The sequence below is a fragment of the Bacteroides pyogenes genome, assembly GCF_014196225.1.
GTDB classification, from domain to species: domain Bacteria; phylum Bacteroidota; class Bacteroidia; order Bacteroidales; family Bacteroidaceae; genus Bacteroides; species Bacteroides pyogenes_A.
In genome coordinates this window covers 113,233-137,701 of record NZ_JACIDI010000006.1, presented here as the reverse complement: position 1 = coordinate 137,701, position 24,469 = coordinate 113,233, and the positions used below count along the sequence as shown (strand labels likewise).

20 protein-coding genes and 1 riboswitch are annotated in these 24,469 nt (G+C 51.3%); of the genes, 16 read left to right on the top strand and 4 right to left on the bottom strand.

From position 1 onward, the window contains the following. The first annotated feature begins 9 nt into the window (after positions 1 to 9). The 12 genes from GGR07_RS05910 (at position 10) to GGR07_RS05855 (ending at position 13,513) form a co-directional block, all read left to right on the top strand. Positions 10 to 1,602 (top strand): NADH-quinone oxidoreductase subunit D, encoded by a 1,593-nt coding sequence (locus GGR07_RS05910; RefSeq protein ID WP_034542951.1) that lies wholly within the window; start codon positions 10 to 12, stop codon positions 1,600 to 1,602. A gap of 36 nt (positions 1,603 to 1,638) precedes the next feature. Continuing rightward, the gene (gene nuoH, locus GGR07_RS05905) at positions 1,639 to 2,715 is read left to right on the top strand and encodes an NADH-quinone oxidoreductase subunit NuoH (RefSeq protein ID WP_122056505.1); all 1,077 of its coding nucleotides are present in this window, start codon (positions 1,639 to 1,641) and stop codon (positions 2,713 to 2,715) included. A 25-nt stretch (positions 2,716 to 2,740) separates the two neighbouring features. Continuing rightward, a complete protein-coding gene (locus tag GGR07_RS05900; protein ID WP_034542949.1) occupies positions 2,741 to 3,217 on the top strand; it encodes a 4Fe-4S binding protein in 477 nt (158 codons plus the stop codon). Between the two features lie 92 nt (positions 3,218 to 3,309). Further along, positions 3,310 to 3,822, top strand: coding sequence for an NADH-quinone oxidoreductase subunit J family protein (locus tag GGR07_RS05895; RefSeq protein ID WP_021645925.1), 513 nt, complete (start codon positions 3,310 to 3,312; stop codon positions 3,820 to 3,822). Positions 3,823 to 3,866: 44 nt separating this feature from the next. Continuing rightward, entirely contained in the window at positions 3,867 to 4,175 is a 309-nt protein-coding gene (gene nuoK / locus GGR07_RS05890) for an NADH-quinone oxidoreductase subunit NuoK (protein ID WP_021645924.1), read from the top strand. A gap of 23 nt (positions 4,176 to 4,198) precedes the next feature. Beyond that, the gene (nuoL, locus tag GGR07_RS05885; protein ID WP_122056504.1) at positions 4,199 to 6,103 is read left to right on the top strand and encodes an NADH-quinone oxidoreductase subunit L; all 1,905 of its coding nucleotides are present in this window, start codon (positions 4,199 to 4,201) and stop codon (positions 6,101 to 6,103) included. 32 nt (positions 6,104 to 6,135) lie between these two features. Next, positions 6,136 to 7,620, top strand: coding sequence for a complex I subunit 4 family protein (locus GGR07_RS05880; RefSeq protein WP_122056503.1), 1,485 nt, complete (start codon positions 6,136 to 6,138; stop codon positions 7,618 to 7,620). 239 nt (positions 7,621 to 7,859) lie between these two features. Next, positions 7,860 to 9,299: an NADH-quinone oxidoreductase subunit N gene (locus GGR07_RS05875; RefSeq protein ID WP_122056502.1), complete on the top strand. Its 1,440-nt coding sequence runs from the start codon at positions 7,860 to 7,862 to the stop codon at positions 9,297 to 9,299. A gap of 593 nt (positions 9,300 to 9,892) precedes the next feature. Further along, the gene (locus tag GGR07_RS05870) at positions 9,893 to 10,861 is read left to right on the top strand and encodes a TIGR01212 family radical SAM protein (RefSeq protein ID WP_034542947.1); all 969 of its coding nucleotides are present in this window, start codon (positions 9,893 to 9,895) and stop codon (positions 10,859 to 10,861) included. A 48-nt stretch (positions 10,862 to 10,909) separates the two neighbouring features. Then, positions 10,910 to 12,106 (top strand): FprA family A-type flavoprotein, encoded by a 1,197-nt coding sequence (locus GGR07_RS05865; RefSeq protein WP_021646394.1) that lies wholly within the window; start codon positions 10,910 to 10,912, stop codon positions 12,104 to 12,106. A 44-nt stretch (positions 12,107 to 12,150) separates the two neighbouring features. Next, entirely contained in the window at positions 12,151 to 12,963 is an 813-nt protein-coding gene (nagB, locus tag GGR07_RS05860) for a glucosamine-6-phosphate deaminase (protein ID WP_021646395.1), read from the top strand. Positions 12,964 to 13,057: 94 nt separating this feature from the next. After that, entirely contained in the window at positions 13,058 to 13,513 is a 456-nt protein-coding gene (locus GGR07_RS05855; protein ID WP_034542946.1) for a hypothetical protein, read from the top strand. Positions 13,514 to 13,720: 207 nt separating this feature from the next. Here GGR07_RS05855 and GGR07_RS05850 read toward each other — a convergent pair whose 3' ends face one another. The 3 genes from GGR07_RS05850 to GGR07_RS05840 all read right to left on the bottom strand — a co-directional run bounded on the left by GGR07_RS05850 (position 13,721) and on the right by GGR07_RS05840 (position 17,958). Further along, positions 13,721 to 14,332, bottom strand: a complete 612-nt coding sequence (locus tag GGR07_RS05850; RefSeq protein WP_034542945.1) for an L-threonylcarbamoyladenylate synthase — start codon at positions 14,330 to 14,332, stop codon at positions 13,721 to 13,723. Positions 14,333 to 14,348: 16 nt separating this feature from the next. Then, complete coding sequence (locus GGR07_RS05845; protein WP_034542967.1) at positions 14,349 to 16,850, bottom strand: AsmA-like C-terminal region-containing protein; 2,502 nt, start codon at positions 16,848 to 16,850, stop codon at positions 14,349 to 14,351. Positions 16,851 to 17,046: 196 nt separating this feature from the next. After that, a complete protein-coding gene (locus GGR07_RS05840; protein ID WP_021646401.1) occupies positions 17,047 to 17,958 on the bottom strand; it encodes a mechanosensitive ion channel family protein in 912 nt (303 codons plus the stop codon). A 143-nt stretch (positions 17,959 to 18,101) separates the two neighbouring features. Beyond that, positions 18,102 to 18,198, top strand: a riboswitch (TPP riboswitch). 1 nt (position 18,199) lies between these two features. Here GGR07_RS05840 and GGR07_RS05835 point away from each other — a divergent pair. From GGR07_RS05835 to GGR07_RS05820, 4 genes are read left to right on the top strand one after another with little or no spacing between them, the layout of a single operon-like run. Continuing rightward, entirely contained in the window at positions 18,200 to 20,488 is a 2,289-nt protein-coding gene (locus GGR07_RS05835; protein WP_172545200.1) for a TonB-dependent receptor, read from the top strand. Positions 20,489 to 20,501: 13 nt separating this feature from the next. Then, on the top strand, positions 20,502 to 21,131 hold the full coding sequence (gene pnuC, locus GGR07_RS05830; protein ID WP_034542944.1) for a nicotinamide riboside transporter PnuC: 630 nt from the start codon (positions 20,502 to 20,504) through the stop codon (positions 21,129 to 21,131). A 49-nt stretch (positions 21,132 to 21,180) separates the two neighbouring features. Beyond that, positions 21,181 to 21,876, top strand: coding sequence for a thiamine diphosphokinase (locus tag GGR07_RS05825; protein WP_081724018.1), 696 nt, complete (start codon positions 21,181 to 21,183; stop codon positions 21,874 to 21,876). Continuing rightward, on the top strand, positions 21,873 to 22,532 hold the full coding sequence (locus tag GGR07_RS05820) for a flavodoxin (protein ID WP_021646405.1): 660 nt from the start codon (positions 21,873 to 21,875) through the stop codon (positions 22,530 to 22,532). Before GGR07_RS05825 ends, GGR07_RS05820 begins: the two co-directional genes overlap by 4 nt. 602 nt (positions 22,533 to 23,134) lie before the next feature. Here GGR07_RS05820 and thrC read toward each other — a convergent pair. Then, a complete protein-coding gene (gene thrC, locus GGR07_RS05815; RefSeq protein WP_021646408.1) occupies positions 23,135 to 24,436 on the bottom strand; it encodes a threonine synthase in 1,302 nt (433 codons plus the stop codon). Between the last annotated feature and the right edge of the window lie 33 nt (positions 24,437 to 24,469).

The window sequence follows — 24,469 nt, the reverse complement described above, 5'->3', positions numbered from 1 at the left end:
GTCACAATCATGCAAGAAATTACATATATATCCCCTGCGGCGCTGCACGATGAGATGCTGCGCTTGCGAAACGAGAGGCAGATGGACTTCCTCGAAAGTCTCACCGGCATGGATTGGGGAGTAGCGGACGAGAAAGACAATCCGGAGAAGCTCCGTGGGTTGGGCGTGGTTTACCATCTGGAATCGACAGCCACCGGCGAGCGGATGGCTTTGAAAACGGCAACGGACAACCGCGAACTGCCGGAGCTTCCTTCCGTGAGCGACATTTGGAAAATCGCCGATTTCTACGAACGGGAAGTGTTCGACTTCTACGGCATTCTTTTCATCGGCCATCCCGACATGCGTCGCCTCTACCTGCGCAACGACTGGGTGGGGTATCCCCTGCGTAAGGACAACGACCCGGAAAAAGAAAATCCGCTTCGTATGGACAACGAAGAGACGTTCGACACGACTCAGGAAATCGAACTGAATCCCGACGGAACGATCAAAGACATAGAGACGAAACTCTTCGGCGAGCAGGAATACGTGGTCAACATCGGTCCCCAGCACCCTGCCACGCATGGAGTGATGCGCTTTCGCGTATCGCTGGAAGGAGAAACCATCCGCAAGATCGATGCCAACTGCGGCTACATCCATCGGGGTATAGAGAAGATGAACGAAAGTCTTACTTACCCGCAAACGCTGGCTCTGACCGACCGCCTCGACTATCTGGGCGCTCACCAGAATCGTCATGCACTGTGCATGTGTATCGAGAAAGCGATGGGCATCGAGGTAAGCGACCGTGTACAGTACATCCGCACCATCATGGACGAGCTGCAACGCATCGACTCGCACCTGCTTTTCTACTCCTGTCTGGCAATGGACTTGGGTGCGCTGACCGCCTTCTTCTATGGTTTCCGCGACCGCGAGAAGATTCTCGACATTTTCGAAGAGACATGCGGCGGACGGTTGATAATGAACTACAACACCATCGGTGGTGTGCAGGCCGACATCCATCCCAACTTTGTGAAACGGGTGAAGGAGTTTATTCCTTACTTGCGCAGTATCATTCACGAATATCACGAAATATTCACCGGAAACATCATCGCCCGTTCCCGCCTCAAAGGGGTAGGCGTATTAAGCCGTGAAGACGCCATCTCTTTCGGATGCACCGGAGGCACGGGACGCGCTTCGGGCTGGGCCTGCGATGTGCGCAAACGGATGCCTTACGGCGTATACGACAAGGTAGACTTCAAAGAAATCGTCTATTCCGAAGGCGACTCGTGGGCACGCTACATGGTACGCATGGACGAAATAGAAGAAAGCATGCGCATCATCGAGCAGTTGATAGACAATATCCCGGAAGGCGCTTATCAGGAAAAGACGAAACCTGTCATCCGCGTTCCCGAAGGAAGTTATTATGCTGCGGTAGAAGGCAGTCGCGGAGAGTTCGGCGTATTCCTCGAAAGCCAAGGGGATAAAATGCCTTACCGGCTTCATTACCGTTCTACGGGATTGCCGCTGGTGGCAGCCATCGATACCATTTGCAGGGAAGCCAAAATCGCCGACCTGATAGCCATTGGCGGAACGCTGGATTATGTAGTTCCCGATATAGACAGGTAATGCAACAAAACAAATTCTAATCATTCAACCAAAAAGATGTTCGATTTTAGTATAATAACAAGCCGGATACATGGCTTATTGCTCTCTTTGATGCCTGAGGGAGCGGCTGTTTTTATAGAATGCGTGCTCATCGGCTTATGCATCATCGCCTTGTATGCCATACTGGCCATCGTATTGATTTATATGGAACGAAAGGTGTGCGCGTTCTTCCAATGCCGCATCGGGCCCAACCGGGTCGGGAAGTGGGGCTCCATCCAAGTGCTTTGCGACGTGTTGAAGATGCTGACCAAAGAAATATTCACACCGAAAGAAGCCGACCGTTTTCTTTATAACCTCGCTCCATTCATGGTGATTGCCGCCTCTTTCCTTACCTTCTCGTGCATTCCTTTCAATAAAGGCGCCGAGGTGCTCGACTTCAACGTAGGGGTATTCTTTCTGCTGGCAGCCTCCGGCATAGGCGTTGTGGGTATTCTGCTTGCCGGATGGGGAAGCAACAACAAATTCTCGTTGATCGGCGCCATGCGAAGCGGCGCGCAAATCATCAGCTACGAGCTTTCCGCCGGAATGAGCATCATGACCATGGTGGTATTGATGGGAACGATGCAGTTTTCTCAAATCGTAGAGAATCAGGCCGACGGATGGTTTATCTTCAAAGGGCATATTCCTGCCGTGATTGCTTTTATCACATACCTCATTGCCGGAAACGCGGAATGCAATCGCGGACCGTTCGACCTCCCCGAAGCGGAGAGTGAGCTGACGGCGGGATATCACACCGAATACTCGGGCATGCATTTCGGGTTCTTCTATCTGGCGGAATATCTGAACCTTTTTATCGTAGCCGCCGCTGCCACCACCGTTTTTCTGGGCGGATGGATGCCGCTGCACGTATCCGGACTCAATGGATTCAACAGTGTGATGGACTGCATTCCCGGTTTCATCTGGTTCTTCGCCAAGGCTTTCTTCGTGGTATTTCTGCTGATGTGGATCAAATGGACATTCCCCCGTTTGCGAATCGACCAGATTCTGAGTCTGGAATGGAAATATCTGGTTCCCATCTCGATGGTCAATTTATTATTAATGGCATGTTGCGTGGCCTTCGGCTTTCACTTTTAACAAACGAATATAACAGCAATTGATTATGAAATATAAAGAAGAGAAAGACTCCTATTTCGGCAACCTGACACGGGCCCTCGGCAGCCTGACTGCCGGGATGAAGACAAGCATCAGGGTGTTCTTCCGCAAAAAAATAACCGAGCAATATCCGGAAAACCGGAAAGAGCTGCGGATGTTCGATCGCTTTCGCGGAACACTGACCATGCCACACAATGAGAACAACGAGCACCGCTGTGTAGCCTGCGGGCTATGCCAGATGGCTTGCCCCAACGGCACCATCAGCGTAACCGGTGAAATGGTTGAAACCGAAGAAGGCAAGAAGAAAAAGATTCTGGCCGCATACAAGTACGACTTAGGCTCGTGCATTTTCTGCCAGTTGTGCGTCAATGCCTGCCCGCACGATGCCATCACATTCGACCAGAACTTCGAACATGCTGTTTTCGACCGCTCGAAACTCATACTGCGACTCAACCGCGAAGGCAGCAAAGTCGTACAAAAGTGATGCGGCACCAAGCACCGGTTGCCACTATAAAATGCCGGATCCGAAAACAATCCGGCAACACGAATCAGTAAACATTAAAACATAAGAAAGAAATGGGAGCAACACTCGAAACTGTAATATTTTACTTTTTAGCCGCATTCATCATCGTCATGTCCGTGATGACGGTCACCACCCGGCGCATCGTACGTTCGGCCACCTATCTGCTTTTCGTACTTTTCGGAACGGCAGGCATTTACTTCCTGCTGGGCTATACTTTTCTGGGATCTGTACAGATTATGGTCTATGCCGGAGGTATCGTCGTACTCTATGTATTCTCCATCCTGCTCACCAGCGGAGAAGGCGACCGTGCCGAACGTCTGAAACGAAGCCGTTTTCTTGCAGGATTCTTCTCTATGATTGCCGGGGCGGCTATCGTCCTGTTCATCACACTGAAGCATAAATTCTTACAGACCAAAGACCTTGCACCGCTGGAAATAGATATCCACGATATCGGGCACGCTTTGCTCAGCAGCGACAAATACGGCTATGTATTGCCTTTCGAGGCAGTCAGCATCTTGCTGCTGGCCTGCATCATCGGCGGCATCATGATTGCCCGCAAACGATAAGAGAGACCCGATATGAATCTTCAAAACGCAAAAAACATTGATTTATGATACACATGGAATATTATCTGGTGGTTTCCACCGTCATGATGTTCGCAGGAATTTACGGATTCCTCACCCGCCGGAACACGTTGGCCATCCTCATCTCGATAGAGCTCATGCTGAATGCCACCGACATCAACTTCGCCGTGTTCAACCGTTTCCTCTTTCCCGAAGACACCGAAGGATACTTCTTCGCTCTGTTCTCGATTGCCATTTCGGCGGCGGAAACGGCGATAGCCATCGCTATCATGATTAACATTTACCGCAATATACGGAGCATTCAGGTTCGCAGTCTGGATGAAATGAAATGGTAACTAACTAAAAACAAACAACAGATATGGAATTAACGATTCTCATACTTCTCCTTCCCTTTCTCTCTTTCCTCACCACAGGCATCGGGGGAAAGCGGATGTCACACCGGACGGCGGGCACAATCGGCACACTGGTGTTGGGCGCGGTAACGCTTCTTTCGTACCTCACCGCTTTCCAATACTTCACCGCTCCGCGTCTCGACGACGGCACATTGGCCACCCTGATACCTTATAATTTCACATGGCTTCCTTTCACCGAGACGCTGCATTTCGATTTGGGCATTCTGCTTGATCCGATTTCCGTGATGATGCTCATCGTCATCTCCACCGTATCGCTCATGGTACACATCTACTCATTCGGCTATATGAAAGGCGAAAAGGGATTTCAGCGTTATTACGCTTTCCTTTCGCTGTTCACCATGTCGATGCTCGGACTGGTTGTTGCCACAAACATCTTCCAGATGTATCTCTTCTGGGAACTGGTAGGAGTCAGCTCCTACCTGCTGATCGGCTTCTACTACACAAAGGCCGCTGCGATTTCCGCCTCCAAAAAAGCGTTCATCGTTACACGCTTCGCCGATCTGGGATTCCTTATCGGTATCCTGATTTACGGATACTACGGCGGTACCTTCGGTTTCACACCCGATACAGTTTCACTAATCGGCGGAGGAGCGGCAATGCTTCCTCTGGCATTGGGACTAATGTTCATCGGCGGTGCGGGCAAGAGCGCCATGTTTCCATTGCACATCTGGTTGCCCGATGCAATGGAAGGCCCCACGCCCGTCAGTGCCCTGATACATGCCGCCACAATGGTGGTGGCGGGAGTATATCTGGTAGCCCGCATGTTTCCGCTCTTCATCGCCTATGCGCCCGACACGCTGCACATCGTAGCCTGGGTAGGAGCGTTCACCGCTTTCTATGCGGCGAGCGTAGCCTGTGTCCAGTCGGACATCAAACGCGTACTGGCCTTTTCCACCATTTCCCAAATCGGATTTATGATGGTGGCCTTGGGCGTTTGCACCTCTGTCGACCCACATCACGGAGGGTTGGGATACATGGCCTCCATGTTTCACCTCTTCACCCATGCCATGTTCAAGGCATTGCTCTTTCTCGGTGCGGGAAGCATCATCCATGCCGTACACTCCAACGAGATGTCGGCAATGGGCGGGTTGCGCAAATACATGCCCGTCACCCATTGGACATTCCTGATTGCCTGTCTTGCCATCGCAGGCATCCCACCGTTCTCGGGATTCTTCTCGAAAGACGAAATTCTTGCGGCATGCTTTGGATACAGTCCGGCAATGGGTTGGGTAATGACGGTTATCGCCGCCATGACGGCCTTCTATATGTTCCGTCTCTACTACGGTATCTTCTGGGGCAAGACGCAACAGCCCGCCACCGACTCGCCATGCGAACAACGGCACGCTCCGCATGAAAGTCCGCTGACGATGACTTTCCCCCTTCTGTTCCTTGCAGGCGTGACTTGTGTGGCCGGCTTCATCCCTTTCGGACACTTTATCAGCGCCGACGGATCGGTTTATGACATCCACCTCGACCGCACGGTAGCCGTAACAAGCATCCTCGTTGCCCTGCTATCGATAGCTCTGGCAACCTATATGTATAAAGGAGAAAAGCAATCCTTAGCGAATGCCCTTGCCGGACGCTTCGGCAGGTTGCACCGGGCTGCCTATCACCGTTTCTACATCGACGAGGTTTACCGGTTTATCACTCACCGTATCATTTTCCGCTGCATCTCTGCTCCCATCGCATGGTGGGACCGTCATGTGATAGACGACTTCTTCGACTTCCTCGCATGGGCTACCGAAGCTGTGAGCGACGAGATACGCGGATTCCAGAGCGGGCAAGTGCAACAATACGCTTATGTATTCTTCTGCGGGGCGCTGGCACTGATCCTGCTGTTAATTCTTTAATTTGTAAATAGCTAAACAGTAAATAAAACAAGATGAATTTCTTATCTATCTTTGTACTCATCCCCTTATTGATGCTTGCCGCACTATGGGCTGCACGGGGGATTAAAGCGATTCGGGGAGTGATGGTCGCCGGCGCATCGGCACTGCTTGCCGCTTCCATCATACTGACATTCCTTTATCTGGAAGAACGCCATGCCGGGAATACGGCGGAGATGCTTTTCCGTGCCGACACGCTTTGGTACGCACCGCTTCACATCGCCTATTCGGTAGGAGTCGACGGCATTTCGGTAGCCATGCTGCTGCTTTCTTCCATCATCGTATTCACCGGAACTTTCGCTTCATGGCGCCTGCAACCGCTCACCAAAGAGTATTTCCTCTGGTTTACGTTATTGTCGCTGGGCGTATTCGGGTTCTTTATTTCCGTCGATCTGTTCACCATGTTCATGTTCTACGAAATAGCGTTGATCCCCATGTATCTGCTCATCGGTGTGTGGGGGTCGGGGCGGAAGGAATATGCCGCCATGAAGCTGACGCTCATGCTGATGGGCGGTTCCGCTTTTCTGCTGATCGGTATTCTCGGCATCTTTTCCGGTTCGGGGGCAACAACGATGAATATACTCGAGATTGCGCACTTGCACAACATCCCCTTCGAGCAGCAATGTATCTGGTTTCCGCTCACGTTCCTCGGCTTCGGAGTATTGGGGGCTCTTTTCCCGTTCCATACATGGAGTCCCGACGGCCACGCTTCAGCCCCGACGGCAGTCTCCATGCTCCACGCCGGCGTACTGATGAAGCTGGGAGGCTACGGATGTTTCCGCATAGCCATGTTCCTTCTGCCCGAAGCCGCCCAAGAACTTGCGTGGATATTCCTGATACTCACAGGCATCTCCGTGGTTTACGGAGCATTTTCCGCATGCGTGCAGACAGACCTGAAATACATCAATGCCTACTCTTCGGTTTCACATTGCGGACTGGTGCTGTTTGCCATCCTGATGTTGAACCGGACGGCGGCGACGGGCGCTATCCTTCAGATGTTGAGCCACGGACTGATGACCGCTTTGTTTTTTGCCTTGATCGGCATGATTTACGGGCGCACACATACGCGCGATGTTCGCCAACTTTCGGGTTTGATGAAGGTGATGCCTTTTCTCAGCGTCTGCTACGTCATTGCCGGGCTTGCCAATCTGGGGCTTCCCGGACTGAGCGGCTTCGTTGCCGAAATGACCATTTTCGTAGGTTCGTTCCAGAATGCCGATGTATTCCACCGCACACTGACGGTTCTCGCCTGCTCATCGATCGTCATCACCGCCGTCTACATCCTGCGACTGGTCGGAAAGATACTATACGGAACCTGCACCGACAAGCATCATCTTGAGCTGACCGACGCCACATGGGACGAACGTGTAGCGGTGATCTGCCTCATTGTCTGCGTAGCCGGATTGGGACTCGCGCCTTTCTGGGTGAGCCGGATGATCGGCGAAAGCGTGATTCCCGTCGTTTCGCAACTGATGCCGTGAACCGTGCGGTCGGAAACCGTTGTTCGTGATTTGCGGATGAAAGCCATAGGCGGAGCTTGCAACCAACTCCGCGCATCCGCCCGAACGGCTGTGACGCAACGACGGAAACAACCGGGAAACACCATCAAATGAATATCATGGCAACAGCAGATTGCTGTGAGGCAACGGCGGAAACAACCGGGAAACATCGGAAAACAACCAAGCAATCAATCGTTATTCTATAAACAGTAAACAAAAAGATGGATTATTCACAATTTCTATACATGCGGGAAGAGCTTTCGCTCATCGTTGTCCTGCTCGTTCTTCTCCTCGCCGACTTGTTCATGAGCCCGGACGCTCACAAGCAAACCGGAGCTCCGGTTCTCAATACGGTACTCCCTGTAACACTGATGACCCTCCACACCCTTATCAATCTGATACCGGGACAGACGGCCGACGCTTTCGGCGGGATGTATCACTACGTGCCCATGCACACCATCGTAAAGTCGGTTCTGAACATAGGCACACTCATCGTTTTTCTGATGGCGCACGAATGGATGAAGCGCGAAGACACGGCGTTTAAGCAGGGAGAGTTCTACGTACTCACAGTTTCCACCCTGTTCGGGATGTATCTGATGATTTCCGCCGGGCACTTCCTGATGTTCTTCATCGGTCTGGAGACAGCTTCCATCCCGATGGCGGCGCTGATCGCTTTCGACAAATACCGCCACCACTCGGCCGAAGCCGGTGCAAAGTACATCCTGACCGCCCTGTTCTCCAGCGCGCTGCTGCTTTTCGGTCTGTCGATGATATACGGTTCGGCGGGAACGCTTTACTTCGACGACCTTCCCGGACGTATCGACGGAAACCCTTTGCAGATTATGGCATTCGTGTTCTTCTTCACAGGCATGGCGTTCAAACTCTCGCTTGTTCCGTTCCATTTGTGGACGGCGGACGTGTACGAAGGCGCTCCGAGTGCGGTGACCGCCTATCTGAGCGTCGTCTCGAAAGGGTCTGCCGCCTTCGTGCTGATGACGATGCTCATCAAAGTCTTCGCTCCGATGACAGACGACTGGCAAACGGTGCTTTACTGGGTAACGATTGTCACCATCACCATTGCCAACCTCTTTGCCATCCGCCAGCAGAACCTGAAACGCCTGATGGCATTCTCCAGCATCTCGCAAGCGGGTTATATCATGCTGGGAGTTATCGGCGGAACCGCTCAGGGAATGACGGCATTGGTGTACTACGTGTTGGTATATGCCTCAGCCAATCTCGGTGTATTTGCGGTAATCACCATCATTGCCCTACGCAGCCATAAGTTCACGTTAGAGGAATATGCGGGGCTCTATCGCACCAATCCGAAAATCGCCCTGCTGATGACGCTGTGTCTCTTCTCGCTGGCAGGCATCCCACCTTTTGCAGGTTTCTTCTCGAAGTTCTTTATCTTCATGTCCGCATTCAATGCCAGATTCCATCTGCCGGTGTTCATTGCACTCGTCAACACGGTGGTTTCGCTTTATTATTATCTGCTCATCGTGAAGGCAATGTATATCACTCCATCGGACAATCCCGTCCCGACGTTCCGCAGCGACGCTTTCACCCGGTGGGCATTGGCGCTTTGCGTCATCGGCATCGTAGGGCTGGGCATTGCAAGCATTGTCTATCAGACCATCGACAAGTTTGCTTTCGGCATATAAAAGCCCCGTGCCGGCAAAACGCCCTGCCTGAAAAGGAATTTGCGTTCGCTTGAATGCCAATTCCTTTTCAGGCAAACGGCAATTCCTTTTCAGGCCAATGCGAAATCCTTTTCAGGCAAACTTGACAAAGGGAACACTTCTTTTCTCCATGCAGGGCACGGATGTTTGCGTCTCCGCTCCGAATGTGCCGGGCGTAAGCCGGTTTCGGAAAGCGGCGCCACCGAATCCGGACAGAGGCTCCGCCTGTTGCAAACGAAGCCTACGATTCGACCAAACAGAACCTCTGTGGGTATGAAACAGAGCCTTCGCCACAGAAGAGGCAGGGCAAAACACTGAATGCAGAAGAAGACGCGAACGAGAAACAGAGCCTTCGCCCCTGAAAAAGCAAGGCAAAGCACAGAAACCGGAACGAAGAGGCGAACGAGAAACAAAGCCTTCGCCCCTGAAAAAGCAAGGCAAAGCACAGAAAACCGAACGAAGAGGCGAACGAAAAACAGAGCCTTTGTTCACGCAAAAGCAAAAAACGGTTGGGGAAATCCCCTTACTTCAATCTTTTTTTCTTAAGTTTGCCCCTCCAATCAGATGAAACAGGCATGGCAGACAAAACCCCTTTATTATACAACGATTTCCCTACGTTCCTCCGAAGATTCTTTACGCATAAGGTACAGAAGATCTCCCTCAACGCAGGGTTCACCTGCCCCAACCGCGACGGAACGAAAGGGAAAGGAGGATGCACGTACTGCAACAACCAGACGTTCAACCCCGCCTATTGCCGGACGGAGAAGAGCATCGCCACACAGCTGGAAGAGGGGAAACTTTTCTTCGCCCACAAGTATCCCGAGATGAAGTACCTTGCTTACTTTCAGGCATACACCAACACGTACGACGAACTGGAAGGGCTGAAACGCAAATACGAAGAAGCCTTGGCGGTAGACGGCGTGGTCGGGCTCGTCATCGGCACGCGTCCCGACTGCATGCCGCAAGATTTGCTCCGGTATCTGGAAGAGCTCAACCGCCACACCTTCCTGATGGTGGAGTACGGCATAGAGAGCGCCTGCGACGAAACGCTGAAACGGATCAATCGCGGACATACCTATGCCGATACCGTCGATGCCGTACGGCGAACCGCCGCCTGCGGCATTCTCACGGGCGGGCACGTCATTCTCGGACTGCCCGGAGAAAGCCGCGACGACCTCCTCGCTCAGGCGACGACACTCTCGCAACTGCCGCTCGCCACGCTCAAGATACACCAGCTCCAACTGATACGCGGCACGCGCATGGCGCACGAATACGAGACCTCGCCCCAACGTTTCCATTTGTTTACAGACGCAGACGAGTATATCGACCTCGTCATCGACTACGTGGAACACCTCCGCCCCGATCTGGTACTCGAAAGATTTGTATCGCAATCGCCCCAAGAACTACTCATCGCTCCGGACTGGGGGCTGAAAAATTATGAATTCACAGCGCGTTTGCAAAAAAGAATGAAAGAAAGAGGCGCATATCAGGGAAAGAAGTATAGGGATTCGGAAAAAAGAGTTATTTTTGCAGAAAATAAATGAAGAAAGTAATTTATAACTCCGTGATTATAATTATTAATAAACTAAATAATGGTACAAAAATCAACAATTAAAGGAAACGTACATTACGTGGGAGTAAATGACCGGACCAAACACCTGTTTGAGGGGATGTGGCCATTGCCTTATGGCGTTTCGTATAATTCTTATCTGATTGACGATGAAAAGATCGCACTGATAGATACGGTAGACATCTGCTACTTCGAAGTCTACCTGCGCAAGATCAAGCAAGTCATCGGAGAACGTCCCATCGATTATTTAATTATAAACCACATGGAGCCGGATCATTCGGGATCTATCCGCCTGATCAAGCAACACTATCCGGATATCGTTATCGTAGGCAACAAACAGACGTTCGGCATGGTCGAAGGCTTCTACGGAGTGACCGGCGAACAACATCTGGTGGGAGACGGAGATTCCCTCGACTTAGGAAAGCACAAACTCCGTTTCTACATGACGCCGATGGTTCACTGGCCCGAAACCATGATGACATTCGACGAGACGGAGCACATCCTCTTCTCGGGCGACGCGTTCGGCTGCTTCGGCACAATAGACGGAGGCTTTCTGGACACGCGGATGAACATAGACAAATACTGGCGCGAGATGGAACGCTACTACTCCAACATCGTGGGCAAATACGGCTGCCCCGTGCAGAAAGCGCTGGCTAAACTGAAAGACCTGCCCATCAGCACCATCTGTTCCACACACGGTCCCGTCTGGACGGAGAACATCGCCAAAGTAGTCGGCGTGTACGACCGCCTAAGCCGTTACGAAGCCGAAGAGGGAGTAGTCATTGCTTACGGAAGCATGTACGGCAACACCGAGCAGATGGCGGAAGCCATTGCCTCAGAACTATCGGCGCAGGGAATCAGGAACATCGTGATGCACAACGTGAGCAAGAGCGACCCTTCGTACATCATCGCCGATGTGTTCCGCTACAAAGGGCTGATCATCGGTTCGCCCACTTACAGCAACCAGATCTATCCGGAAATAGAATCGCTTCTATCCAAACTTCTGGTACGCGAACTCAAAGGCCGCTACCTCGCATACTTCGGCTCGTTTACATGGGCGGGAGCTGCGGTGAGACGCATGGCGGACTTTGCGGAAAAAAGCAAATACGAACTGGTAGGCGACCCCGTAGAAATGAAACAAGCGATGAAAGACATCACCTATACGCAGTGTGAAAATCTGGCGAAAGCAATGGCCGACCGCCTGAAGAAAGACCGCTGAACACATACGACGACTTATTGACTAATCTATAAAACAAGCTATTTATGAGACTTATTATTCAGCCGGACTATCAGTCCGTATCTCTGTGGGCTGCGCACTATGTGGCCGCAAAAATCAAAGCTGCCAACCCGACGCCCGAGAAACCGTTCGTATTGGGCTGCCCCACCGGCTCTTCTCCGTTGGGCATGTACAAAGCGCTGATCGACCTGAATAAGAAAGGCATCGTTTCTTTCCGCAATGTAGTGACTTTCAACATGGACGAGTATGTCGGCCTGCCGAAAGAACATCCCGAAAGCTACTATTCATTCATGTGGAACAACTTCTTCAGCCATATCGACATCCGGCCGGAAAACACCAATCTGCTGGACGGAAACGCTGCCGATCCGGATGCCGAATGCGCCCGATACGAAGAAAAAATCAAATCATACGGCGGTATCGACCTTTTCATGGGAGGAATCGGACCCGACGGGCACATTGCTTTCAACGAGCCGGGCTCTTCGCTCTCATCGCGCACCCGCCGCAAAACATTGACCACAGACACCATCATAGCCAATTCACGCTTCTTCGAGAACGACATCAACAAGGTTCCGAAGACTGCGCTGACAGTAGGCGTAGGCACTGTGCTCTCGGCCAAAGAAGTGATGATTATTGTCAACGGACACAACAAGGCGCGTGCATTGTACCACGCCGTGGAAGGTTCCATCACGCAGATGTGGACCATCAGCGCCCTGCAAATGCACGAGAAAGGCATCATCGTATGCGACGACGCCGCTACCGACGAGTTGAAGGTAGGCACTTACCGCTACTTCAAGGACATCGAAGCCGCCCATCTCGACCCGGAATCGTTGCTTAAATAAGGCGACGGAAAGATTCCCTTAAAAGTCCCGGCATCGGTGCGATATGTCCGGGATAGCGGATTCGGAAGCATTCCGTAAATCGACGAGGCATTGTTTGAGCAGCCCGCACGGGCTTCAACCGAAGCTCTGGCAAACTCAAACGCCGCAGCATACGATGGCCCATACTGCCACAGGAGTTTCGACAGGAACTGGCGGTAAAATCCAAACGCCGCAGCATACGATGGCCCATACTGCCACAGGAGTTTCGACAGGAACTGCCGGCAAACTTCAAACGTTGCAGCATACGATGGCCTATACTGCCACAGGAGTTTCGACAGGAATTGCCGGCAAACTTCAAACGTTGCAGCATACGATAACCCGTACTCCCACAGGAGTCTCGACAGGAACTGGCGGTAAAATCCAAAGAAGGTCTCAATGTCTGTTTCCGGGCATTGAGACCTTCTTTTTAAGCCATAAAGCGAACGAGAAAACCGACGGTGGTTTGTCGCAACGGCACGGGAGCACCGTCGAGACGGAGAACGGCTGCCTATCCTCAGCTCCCCTATCATGAATCGAGAAGCAAATGCACCGGAATATCACAGGCAAAGGTAGTGTCTTGTTTTAAAATAGTAGTTTCAAAAAGTTTCCCACTATTGAAACAAAAGTTTCCCCAGTGGGAAACTTTATTTTCCCCGTATGGAAACTTTTGTTCCCCAAGCGGGAAACAAAACGAACTATCCATATACCTGCCGGATGAGAAAGATTGCCGCGAGCGAAGTCAGCCTATCAAATCACCTTTCCCCTGCCGGAGAATTTCCGGCTCATCGCCGGTGCACAGCACAACGGTGGAAGGTTCTACTCCTCCGATGCCGCCGTCGATTACCAGATCGACCGTCTCACCGAATTTCTCGTCGATCAGTTCGGGATCGGTCACGTATTCCTGCTCTTCGTTCTCATCGTGCGGCAACGTGGCGGTCATGATGGGGGCTTCGAGCAAGCGGGCAATCTCACGAATCACGGGATTATCGGGCATGCGGATACCGACTTCCCTGCGGTTGCGGAAAATCTTCGGCAACCGGTTCGTACCGTTCAGGATAAAGGTAAACGGACCGGGCAGATTGCGCCTCATCAGTTTAAACACATCGTTCGATATTTTGGCGTATTCGCTGATACTGCTCAAATCGTAGCCGATGATAGAGAGGTTATTCTTTCGCGGATCGATGCCTTTCATCCGGCAGATACGCTCGATGGCGCGCTCCTTTAGCACATGACAGCCCATAGCATACATGGTGTCGGTGGGATAAATGATTATTCCGCCGTCGTTCAGGATGTCGATCACTCGCTGCAAATCCTGCGGGTTGTTGTTTTTGTCGTACAGTTTCAGAATCATCGTAAAAGAGCTTTGTTTATTTCAGCTTCTTCTTCAAGAAGTCGAATACCTTCTCCGTTGCTTTTTCGGTCACCTTCTGCTTCAGCGAATCTTTGTTGGCGGTAGCGGCAGAGTCCAGTCCCAGCTTCTTCCCTATCCGCCCGATGGCTTCATCGGCAACCGTTTGAACCGCCTGATTGGCCATGCTCTTGGTGTCTACGCTCACCTTCGGCGAATCGAACGAACCGCCTATCTTCAGATCGAGCGTCGTCAGCTTGGCATAATCGCCTGCCAGCGATGCCGGAAGTTTCACCTTACCGGTATAGTCGATCGTTTGGTCGATACCCGTACTGCCCGAAAGGTTCAGCACATACTCGCCCAGCTTGATATCGAAAGGCTTCGTCGATACCCGCCCGTCTTTGATGGTAAAGTCTATATCCATGTCCTTCGCCTTCATATCCTTCAGGTTCGGCTGCTTGATGGCTTCGGCTATCAGGTCGATGGCTTTGATTCCGCTCAGGTTGATGTCGCGGGTAGACAGATGACCGTTGCCCTGCATCGTGTTCATCACCGGGCCCATTGTCTCATCTAAGTCGGTCGCCACATTCAGGTTGCCGTTAAAATGCCCTTTCAAATGTTCAAAAACCGGAGCCAGTTGCCGCACCATGTCCAGATCTTTGTAGGCTTGCGCAAACACGATATTATTCATTTTAAATGCGGCATTCAGTTGCGGCCTCTTCACGTCGGAGGTAGAGTAGTATCCGTTCATCACCACATTTCCGCCCATGGTGTTCATGGAGAGACTCTTCATATCCACTTTCCCGTCTTTCACCACCATCTTTCCGCTCATATCGTTGAACGACATTTTATTGAACAGCACCTGTTTCAGGTTGGCGTCTATCTGAAGATCGACATTGCGCGGAATTTCCACAATGCCGGTAGCCGCTGTCGAGTCGGCCGAAGCCGCCGCAACGCTGTCCGCCTTCATGAAGTCATTCAGGCTCAAATGATTGGAACGGACATTCAGATAACCTTTCAGCGTAGTACCCTTCAACGCATAGCCCATGTAGTTCTCCAGACGGCTGTCCGCTGTCAAATCATTCTTGCCTATATTGACAGTGGTCTCGCTCAACTGAAGATATTTCGGAGTAAACGTCAGCAAAGACTTACGGATATCCACATCGGGCATGTCTTTCATCTTCAGCTTCATGCCGGAGAGGCCTACCGTTCCGGAAGCCTGCACCCAGTCGTACTGTTCCTTCTCGATATACGACATCCGTCCCGCCATTTGCATATCGGCGTTGACCGTTCCGTTCAGTTCCATATCCTGCAACGGATACACCTGTTTCACCATTCCCAGATTAAGGATTCCCTTAGCTTCGGCTCTGAAGTCGGGGTCGCTCACGGGTGTTTTGATGTCCGCTATCACAGTGAACGGATTTCCCGCCATTCGGAAACTGAAAGGATTGAGGCGAATCGTTGTCAGGTCGGCGCTTCCTCCCGGATTCTGTATACGCGCGTTCACATTGATCCGGTCCACTCCCGCAGGCAACGACGGATAGCGGAACATGGCATCTTTCACCTGCATGTCGACATCGAAGGCCGGCACCGTATCCCCTTGCCATATTCCCTTCACCGAAGCCGTGAGCGTAGCGGTTCCGTCTGTCTTCAGGCTCGAAAACTCGGTGGCGTAAATGGCAGGAATCAAAGAAAGAATCTCTTTGAAGCCCACATCGTTGGTGTTCATCTTCAAATCCATATCGATGGCGGGGTCTTTCAAAGCCATCCATCCGTCGAGATCCGCCTCGATGGCATTCAGACGGAAAGAGTTGTCTTTCAGCGTGTACTTATGGTTGGCCAGATCGGCATCGATGTCCATCTTCGCTACAAGGTTCACTTTCGACAAGAACGGGATGCCGTTCATTTTATAAGTGAGCGATCCGGTTTCCGCCTTCAGCTTCAGAGTAGTCCGGTCGCTGCTCAAGTCGCCGGAACAAAGCGCGTCCAGAGCAAGAACCTCGACATACCTGTTTCCCTGCCGGTCGTCGTAAACCAAATCCACATTGTCGGCAACGAACTGTTTCAGTTTTATCTTGAAAGCGGAAGCCTCTTCGGCAATCTCTTCCTCCTTCTGCACAGTATCGGGCTTCACGATATCCCAGTTCACGCGTCCGTCGGGCAGCACAATGACATGCAGACGGGTGTCTTTCAATGAAACTTTGGAAACATCGTATCCTTTGTCGCCGAAAAGCGAGAACAAGTTGACTGAGGCAGTCACCTCTCCCGCCTGCACCAGCGTATCGCCCTCGAAATCTCCCGTGCCTTTCAGCCAGAAATCCTCGAGCGTGAGAGATGCCTGCGGGAAGTTACGAAACAGGCTGATGCTCAACTTCCTGAAATCGAACTGAGCATTCAGCATCTTATTTCCTTCGGTCTTCACGATTCCTGCTATCTTTCCCTGAAAGGCGAAAGGAAGGAGGAGCATCAGAATGATAATCACACCGACAATGACGCCTCCGATTTTTAATCCTTTTTTCATTTGCATTTATTTTTAAACGTTTTAATATAATAATGTGGCTAAGCCGATAATAGTCCTTTTCTTCACCGCCTCCATACCAATATCCGGAAAATATCTGCAATATCCGTTTTTCCTTTTCAATGCGCAAGAAATATAAGGAAATCTCTCGCGGATAACTCTCTCTTGCGCAGAAAAGCGAAAGAAAAGAACATGAAAATCAGCCCTGATGTACTGTAAGCTGGGGGAACGGGAAATCGATTCCTCTTTCATTAAAGGTCTGGTATATCTTTTTATTGATTGTGAAATACACATCCCAATAGTCTTCCGTTTTCACCCAAACACGGGCTATCACATTCACGCTGCTTGCGGCCAGCGCATGTAAGGCAACAAACTGCTCCGGTTCATTAAGTATGCGTTTATCCGCCGCAAGTATTTCACGTACAATGGCTTCCACCTTTCCGAAGTCTTCACCATACTCTATACCGACAACCCATTCCACTCTGCGCGTCACCTGATTACTGTAATTAATAACCACACCGCTGCTCAACGCTCCGTTCGGGATAAAGATTACCTTATTATCGGCAGTAGTAAGAATGGTATGAAATATCTGGATCTCCCTGACTGTTCCGGATACATTCTGCGCTTCAATCCAATCGCCCACTTTATAAGGTTTGAACAGCAGAATAATCAGTCCGCCCGCAAAGTTCTGCAGATTGCCCGAGAGCGCCATACCGATAGCCACACCGGCGGAAGCCAGCAAAGCGGCAAATGAGGTTGTTTCGACACCCAGCTTGCTGACAACAGCCACCACAAGCAGAATCATCAGCAAAATATTCACCAGACTGCGGATAAACGTCTTGATGCTGACATCCACCTTTCTTCTGTCGAGCAATCTGGCAACCAGTTTATTCAGCACCGAAACGATGAACCGTCCGACAATGAAAACAATCAAAGCGGCGAGAATACGCCCTCCGGCAGAAATCCCCCACTCTATGAATTGTTGCGTCAACTGAGATACTTTATCGATGCCCTCGCCGCTTGCTGCCTGCTTCAACAGCTCACCGGCCTCTTGTTTGGTATGCCGCGCAATGGAATCGGCGACTTGTGTAAGTTGCAATAGAAATAACATATACAAAATAGCAGTATTTATAAAGAATGATACATACAAAGCGCCCCATCCGTGCGGGAGCGAACGAACAAAAATACAACCTTTCAAGCAATTAGAAAAACTTTTTTTGTTTTCTTCAGAGGAAAGCAGTAATTTTGTGCCGATTCATTCGATAGGGGTGCCTTAACAGGACGGGCTGAGAACATACCCATAGAATCTGAACCGGATAATGCCGGCGTAGAGAACCAATAAATTACCAATGATGAAAAAAAGAATTTGGATGGCCGCCGCTATGTTAGGGGCAGGCATCGCTGTCAGCGCACAAAAGAGCGCGGCCGACAGCCTGAAAGTCGTGCATCTGCAAGAGGTGCAAGTAGTATCCACACGTGCCACAGCCAAAACTCCCGTGGCATTCACCAATGTGAAGAAAGAGCAAATCGCGAAACAGAATATCGGACAGGATATTCCTTTTCTGCTGTCCACCACGCCTTCCGTACTGACGACCTCCGACGCGGGGGCGGGAATCGGCTATACGGCCATTCGTGTACGCGGTACGGACGCCACGCGGATTAATATAACCTCCAACGGCATTCCGATGAACGATGCCGAAAGCCACGCTATCTTCTGGGTAAATACGCCCGACTTCGCGTCTTCGCTGGAAGACATGCAGATACAGCGGGGAGCAGGAACATCGACCAACGGCTCCGGAGCGTTCGGAGCCAGCATCAACATGCGCACGCAAAGCATCTCTTCTACTCCGTATGCCGAACTTTCGGGCTCTTACGGCTCGTTCAACACGCACAAGGAAACGGTGAAGGTGGGATCGGGCCTTATTAATAAGGTATGGGCATTCGATGCGAGGGTATCGAACATCAAGAGCGACGGCTACCGCGACCGCGCTTCTTCCGACTTGAAGTCGTATTTCTTGCAGGGAGGCTACTTCGGAGAACATACAACCGTCAAGTTCATTACCTTCGGAGGAAGGGAAGAAACGTATCATGCGTGGGACGGAATCAGCCGCGAGAAGCTGAAAACCAACCGGAGATACAACCCGAACGGAGCGATCAAGGAGGGGAACGATAACGCCCCGGAAGCCAAAACCATCGGTTTCTACAACGACCAGATCGACCATTACCGCCAAACGCACTACCAGCTGATAGGCAATCACATCTTCTCGCCGGAGTGGAACCTGAACGTGGCTTTCCATTACACGCGCGGATTCGGGTATTATCAGGAGTATAAGAACGGTCGCAAGCTGAAAGAATATGGCTTGACGCCTTTCGAGCTGCCCGACGGAAGTAAGGCGAAAAAGGCGAACCTTGTCCGCCAAAAGCTATTGGACAATGATTTCGGCGGCGGAGTGTTCTCGCTCAATTACCGCAACGAAAGGCTGGACGCTTCGCTCGGCGGAGGGCTCAACCGTTACAGCAACGACCACTACGGCAAAGTGATATGGGTGAAGAATTACATCGGGCAGCTCGACCCGGAGCATGAATACTACCGCAACAACGGCGCGAAGACGGACGGAAACGTATACCTGCGCGCCAATTATCAGCTCACCAAAGCATTGAGCGCATACGCCGACCTGCAATACCGCCACATTCACTACACCATCGAAGGCGATCACGATAAATGGGATTTCAATGCCAAGCCCGAACGCCTGCAATTGCTGAATATCAAAGAGAACTTCGACTTCTTCAATCCGAAGACTGGAGTATTCTGGCAAATCGATCCGAACCACAGTGCGTACGCTTCATTCTCCGTGGCGCAGAAAGAGCCGACGCGCAACAACTATACCGACGGCAGGTTCAACGAACATCCGAAAGCGGAAAAACTGTTCGACTACGAATTGGGTTATACATACCGCAACCGTTGGTTTACGGCGGGAGTCAACCTTTATTATATGGACTACACCGATCAGTTGATACTGAACGGCAACGTAAACGAAATTGGCGAACCGCTGGCGGAAAATGTGAAAGACAGTTACCGCATGGGTATGGAGATTACGGCAGGCGCGCAATTGACTGACCGGCTTCGTTGGGACATCAACGGCACATGGAGCAAAAACCGCATCAAGAACTATGTAGGCTATTTGTACGACATGAGCATTACAGGCGGAGAGATCCGGGACGATATGTGGACAGTGACTGCTTTCGAAGCAGGAACCACACCGATCGCTTTCTCTCCTTCGTTCATGGCCAACAGTCTGCTGTCATTCAGCTACAAAGGAATGGAGGCTTCTTTGCAGTCGCAATATGTGAGCCGCCAATATCTGGACAACTTCGGAGTAAAGGAGAACTCGCTCGACCCGTATTTCGTTCACCACCTCAGCATTGCCTACCGCTTTAAGGCGCGATATACGAAAGGCGTCACGGTAGGGCTGACCGTGTATAACCTGTTCGATACCCAATACGAAACGAACGGATATGCGCAGAATGCGGCCTTGTATCCCGACAAAGACAAGCAAAAGCCTTACACATGGAGCAAAGACCCGCGTTTCTACCCGATGGCGGGCACCAATGTGCTGGGACATGTCACCATACGCTTCTAAACCGTTTACGACTTTGGAAACAAGCATTCTTGAAATCACAGGTACGGCAGTCGGCATCCTATACCTTTGGCTGGAGTACCGGGCAAGCATCTATCTGTGGATAGCGGGCATCATCATGCCGGCTATCTACATCTTCGTGTATTATAACGCCGGGCTTTACGCGGATTTCGGCATCAACATCTACTATCTGGCAGCTGCCGTGTACGGATGGTGCTTCTGGATGTGGGGACAACGGAAAAGAAAAGGAGAGCCGATGGAAACAGCCGAAACCTCCGATGCCACAAACTCCCTTCCCATCATACATACTCCCCGAAAGTATTACCTGCCTTTATTGGCGGTCTTCCTGCTCGCCTTCGTGGGAATCGGCAAAATCCTGATCGAATATACCGACAGCGACGTGCCCTGGTGGGACAGCTTCACCACCGCACTCAGCATCGTCGGCATGTGGATGCTCGCCCGTAAACACATCGAGCAATGGCTGGCATGGATATTGGTCGACATCGTGAGTTGCGGACTTTATATCTACAAAGAGATATATTTCACCTCCGCTTTATACGGAATTTATGCCATTGTAGCTATCTTTGGCTACATGAAATGGAAAGAGTTGATGGCAAACGGACAGTGTTCTTTAAACAAAGCGTAGCAAAGCCGTCGCCCGAACATCCGCAGACTAAGAATAAACGATACAGAAAATGGAAGAAACAACCGAACATCCCGCCTCTTGCAGCGTTACCGGCAGCGAGTCCGTCGGCCTTAAACCCGAAGCCGTGATACTCGCCAACGGCGAATATCCTGTACACCCGCTGCCTTTGCGCATATTGGCGGAAGCCAAATTCACGGTCTGCTGCGACGGGGCAGCCGATGAATACATTGCACAAGGCAAAACTCCCGACATCATCATCGGAGACGGAGACTCTCTTTCAGCCGAAAACAGAGAGCGGTTCGCTTCCATCATTCATTATGTTTCCGATCAGGAGACGAACGACCAGACGAAAGCCGTCCGCTATCTTCGGCAACGGGGGTTCCGGCGAATCACAATTGTCGGCGCCACGGGAAAACGTGAAGATCATACGCTGGGCAATATCAGCCTGCTCATCGAATACATGAGAAGCGGAATGGACGTACGTATGGTAACCGATTACGGTATCTTCGTTCCGGCAAGAGGCACCCGCCGCTTTGCCGCACAACCCGGTCAGCAAATCTCCATCTTCTCTTTCGGCGCTTCGGAGTTGCAGGCGGAGGGTTTGGCCTATCCGTTGAGCGACTTCAACAATTGGTGGCAAGGTACGCTGAATCAAGCGAAATCTGCCGAATTCACTATCCGTTGCCAAGGAGATTACCTCGTATTTCTTGCTTTCTGCCGGGAAAAAGATTCGCATCCGCAATGAAGATGCCTGTTTTCCCCCTCATCATCGCCACGCTTCTTTGCGTTCTGCGCTTGCAACCTCTCCCGGCACAAACGCAGGAGAAACCGACAAAGCAACTTATTGTTTACTTCTCTTGGAGCGGAAACACAGAAAAGGTTGCCGCTGCACTACAGAAAGCCGTAGGCGGAAAGCCGGTGAGGATAGAGCCGCAAACGCCCTATCCTGAAAACTATATGGAAACGGTGCTGCGGGCACGCGCAGAAAAGAACGCCATCTACGAGAGAAACGAGTATCCCGCCATCCGCACCCGGTTGGACGATATGGAAGCGTACGATACGGTTTTCATCTGTTATCCCCTGTGGCTGGGAAAAGTCGCCATGCCGATGCAGACTTTCCTGCACAATCACCGGGAAATGCTGAAAGGAAAGACTGTGATACCGGTATGCAGCAGCGGAAAGAGTCCGGCAAGCAAGACACTGCCCGACCTGAAACGCCTTTGCCCTTCCTGCATTGTATCGGGGCTGTTCTCCATCAAGCGAGAAGAGATGGAGAAGGTGGAAGAGGTTGTAGCGGGATGGGTGAAGGATTTATGCCGGCACAAAGCGGGCATTGCATGGGAGAGAAGTACCGCTCCGGCGGATATCCGGCAAGACTCCTGCCTGAAGGTTGGGCACTAAACAATCATTCGCCTTGCGATTGCAATTCATTCAAACGGAGCTTCTATTTTACATCAGCAGAAGCTTTGTTGGTGTGAAACAGAAGCTCTGTTTCATACAAACAAAGCTTCCGTTTCAATTCCGGGCGAAGTCCTACAAAGCAATTATTGAAATTCGTTTCACACCAGCAAAGCTTCCGTTTCGACACTGAAAGCAAATTCCCAATCCATCGAAAAAGCTTTACGACATTCTGAAAGAATTTTCTCCGTGTTCCGGGAAAAGGCCTTCAACATACCGAAAAAGCAAACCCCGCTTTACGCCGAAGCGAAAACTCAATAAAGGGACAACCGATTCTTTCCCGCGACCGCCCCGCCCTCACTTCAAACGAAAACCGGAAACGGTCGCCCTTAAATGTACGGGTATCCCGTTTCCCGAAAGACTTCCAAGAGTTTTAAACGGAAGAACGGCATACTCTTGAATGAGGCATACGCCTTTGATAAGGAATGTCGGTAGCGGAAACGGCTGTCACGCACAAGGAGGGAAAAGCTCGCTTCCTCGTCACAGCGAGAGCAAGTACCGCTTGAAGGCCTCGAGCAGAAGCGAGCCGCCCTTCAGAGGCAGGGTCACAGCGAGAGCAAGTACCGCTTGAAGGAGGCGAAATCTTTGTGCATCGGCAGGCTCCGCTTCTCTCCTTTCATAAACGCCTGTAACTTGGCAGGAACTTCCACCCTTTCTCCTACAATGCCTTCCACCGTCTCCAAGAATTTGGCGGGGTGCGCCGTCTCGAGGAATATGCCCGTTTCACCGGGTTGCAAGCTTTCCGAAAGAGCACGGTAGCCGCACGCCCCATGCGGGTCGAGAAGATAACCGGACGTTCTCCACGTCTGCGCAACCGTCTCGCGAATCTGTTCGTCCGTATAGGTAGCGCCGGAAATATCGGCGGTAATGGCGGCATGGGAATTTCCGTAGAGGTCGATGATACGGGCGAAATTGCTCGGATCGCCCACGTCCATGGCATTGGCGATGGTGGCGATGGAAGGACGGGGAGTGTATGTGCCGGTTTGCAGATACCGGTAAAAAATATCGTTGCGGTTGTTGGCGGCGATGAAACGCTTCACGGGAAGCCCCATCTTCTTGGCAAACAGTCCGGCGGTAATATTGCCGAAATTGCCGCTCGGCACGCAAACAACCACATTCTGCGCTTTTCCGATACGTTTCAACTGCGCGTACGCATAGAAGTAATAGAAGGCTTGGGGAAGAAAGCGGGCCACATTGATGGAGTTGGCGGAGGTGAGGGAAAGGTGTCGGTTAAGCTCTTCATCCATGAAAGCGGCTTTCACCAATGCCTGACAGTCGTCGAATGTCCCGTCCACTTCAATCGCCGTGATGTTCCGTCCCAACGTGGTAAACTGTTTTTCCTGTATTTCACTTACTTTCCCTTGAGGATAAAGCACGTGCACGCGAATCCCTTCCACGCCGAGGAAGCCGTTGGCTACGGCACTTCCCGTATCGCCGGAGGTAGCCACCAGCACATCGACCTGCCCATGCCTCTCCTTCCGGATGAAATAACCCAGCAAGCGCGCCATGAACCTTGCGCCTACATCTTTGAAGGCGAGCGTCGGTCCGTGAAAGAGTTCCAGCGAATAAACATCCTCCGTCACCCTTACCAACGGGACGTCGAAATTCAGTGTATCGCATACGATTTGGCGCAAAACATCCGCAGGAACATCTTCACCGAAGAAGGCTTCCGCCACACGAAACGCTGTTTCCTGAAAAGAAAGCGTATCGATCGAATCGTAAAACTCTTGCGGAAGAGTTTCGACGGTTGCGGGCATAAACAACCCTTTGTCTGCGGCAAGCCCTTTCACCACAGCTTCTTGCAGCGAAACCGCCGACGTTTTTTTATTGGTACTGTAATAGTTCATAGTTCTTTTTTATTTTATGACAAAAAAAGTTCT

Coding starts and splice junctions, on each gene's coding strand:
- GGR07_RS05910 (WP_034542951.1), top strand. CDS start 10: ATGCAAGAAATTACATATATATCCCCTGCGGCGCTGCACGATGAGATG.
- GGR07_RS05850 (WP_034542945.1), bottom strand. CDS start 14,332: ATGATTCTGAAACTGTACGACAAAAACAACAACCCGCAGGATTTGCAG.
- GGR07_RS05870 (WP_034542947.1), top strand. CDS start 9,893: ATGGCAGACAAAACCCCTTTATTATACAACGATTTCCCTACGTTCCTC.
- GGR07_RS05835 (WP_172545200.1), top strand. CDS start 18,200: ATGAAAAAAAGAATTTGGATGGCCGCCGCTATGTTAGGGGCAGGCATC.
- GGR07_RS05880 (WP_122056503.1), top strand. CDS start 6,136: ATGAATTTCTTATCTATCTTTGTACTCATCCCCTTATTGATGCTTGCC.
- nuoL (WP_122056504.1), top strand. CDS start 4,199: ATGGAATTAACGATTCTCATACTTCTCCTTCCCTTTCTCTCTTTCCTC.
- thrC (WP_021646408.1), bottom strand. CDS start 24,436: ATGAACTATTACAGTACCAATAAAAAAACGTCGGCGGTTTCGCTGCAA.
- GGR07_RS05865 (WP_021646394.1), top strand. CDS start 10,910: ATGGTACAAAAATCAACAATTAAAGGAAACGTACATTACGTGGGAGTA.
- GGR07_RS05845 (WP_034542967.1), bottom strand. CDS start 16,850: ATGAAAAAAGGATTAAAAATCGGAGGCGTCATTGTCGGTGTGATTATC.
- GGR07_RS05840 (WP_021646401.1), bottom strand. CDS start 17,958: ATGTTATTTCTATTGCAACTTACACAAGTCGCCGATTCCATTGCGCGG.
- nagB (WP_021646395.1), top strand. CDS start 12,151: ATGAGACTTATTATTCAGCCGGACTATCAGTCCGTATCTCTGTGGGCT.
- GGR07_RS05820 (WP_021646405.1), top strand. CDS start 21,873: ATGAAGATGCCTGTTTTCCCCCTCATCATCGCCACGCTTCTTTGCGTT.
- GGR07_RS05895 (WP_021645925.1), top strand. CDS start 3,310: ATGGGAGCAACACTCGAAACTGTAATATTTTACTTTTTAGCCGCATTC.
- GGR07_RS05825 (WP_081724018.1), top strand. CDS start 21,181: ATGGAAGAAACAACCGAACATCCCGCCTCTTGCAGCGTTACCGGCAGC.
- nuoK (WP_021645924.1), top strand. CDS start 3,867: ATGATACACATGGAATATTATCTGGTGGTTTCCACCGTCATGATGTTC.
- GGR07_RS05900 (WP_034542949.1), top strand. CDS start 2,741: ATGAAATATAAAGAAGAGAAAGACTCCTATTTCGGCAACCTGACACGG.
- nuoH (WP_122056505.1), top strand. CDS start 1,639: ATGTTCGATTTTAGTATAATAACAAGCCGGATACATGGCTTATTGCTC.
- GGR07_RS05875 (WP_122056502.1), top strand. CDS start 7,860: ATGGATTATTCACAATTTCTATACATGCGGGAAGAGCTTTCGCTCATC.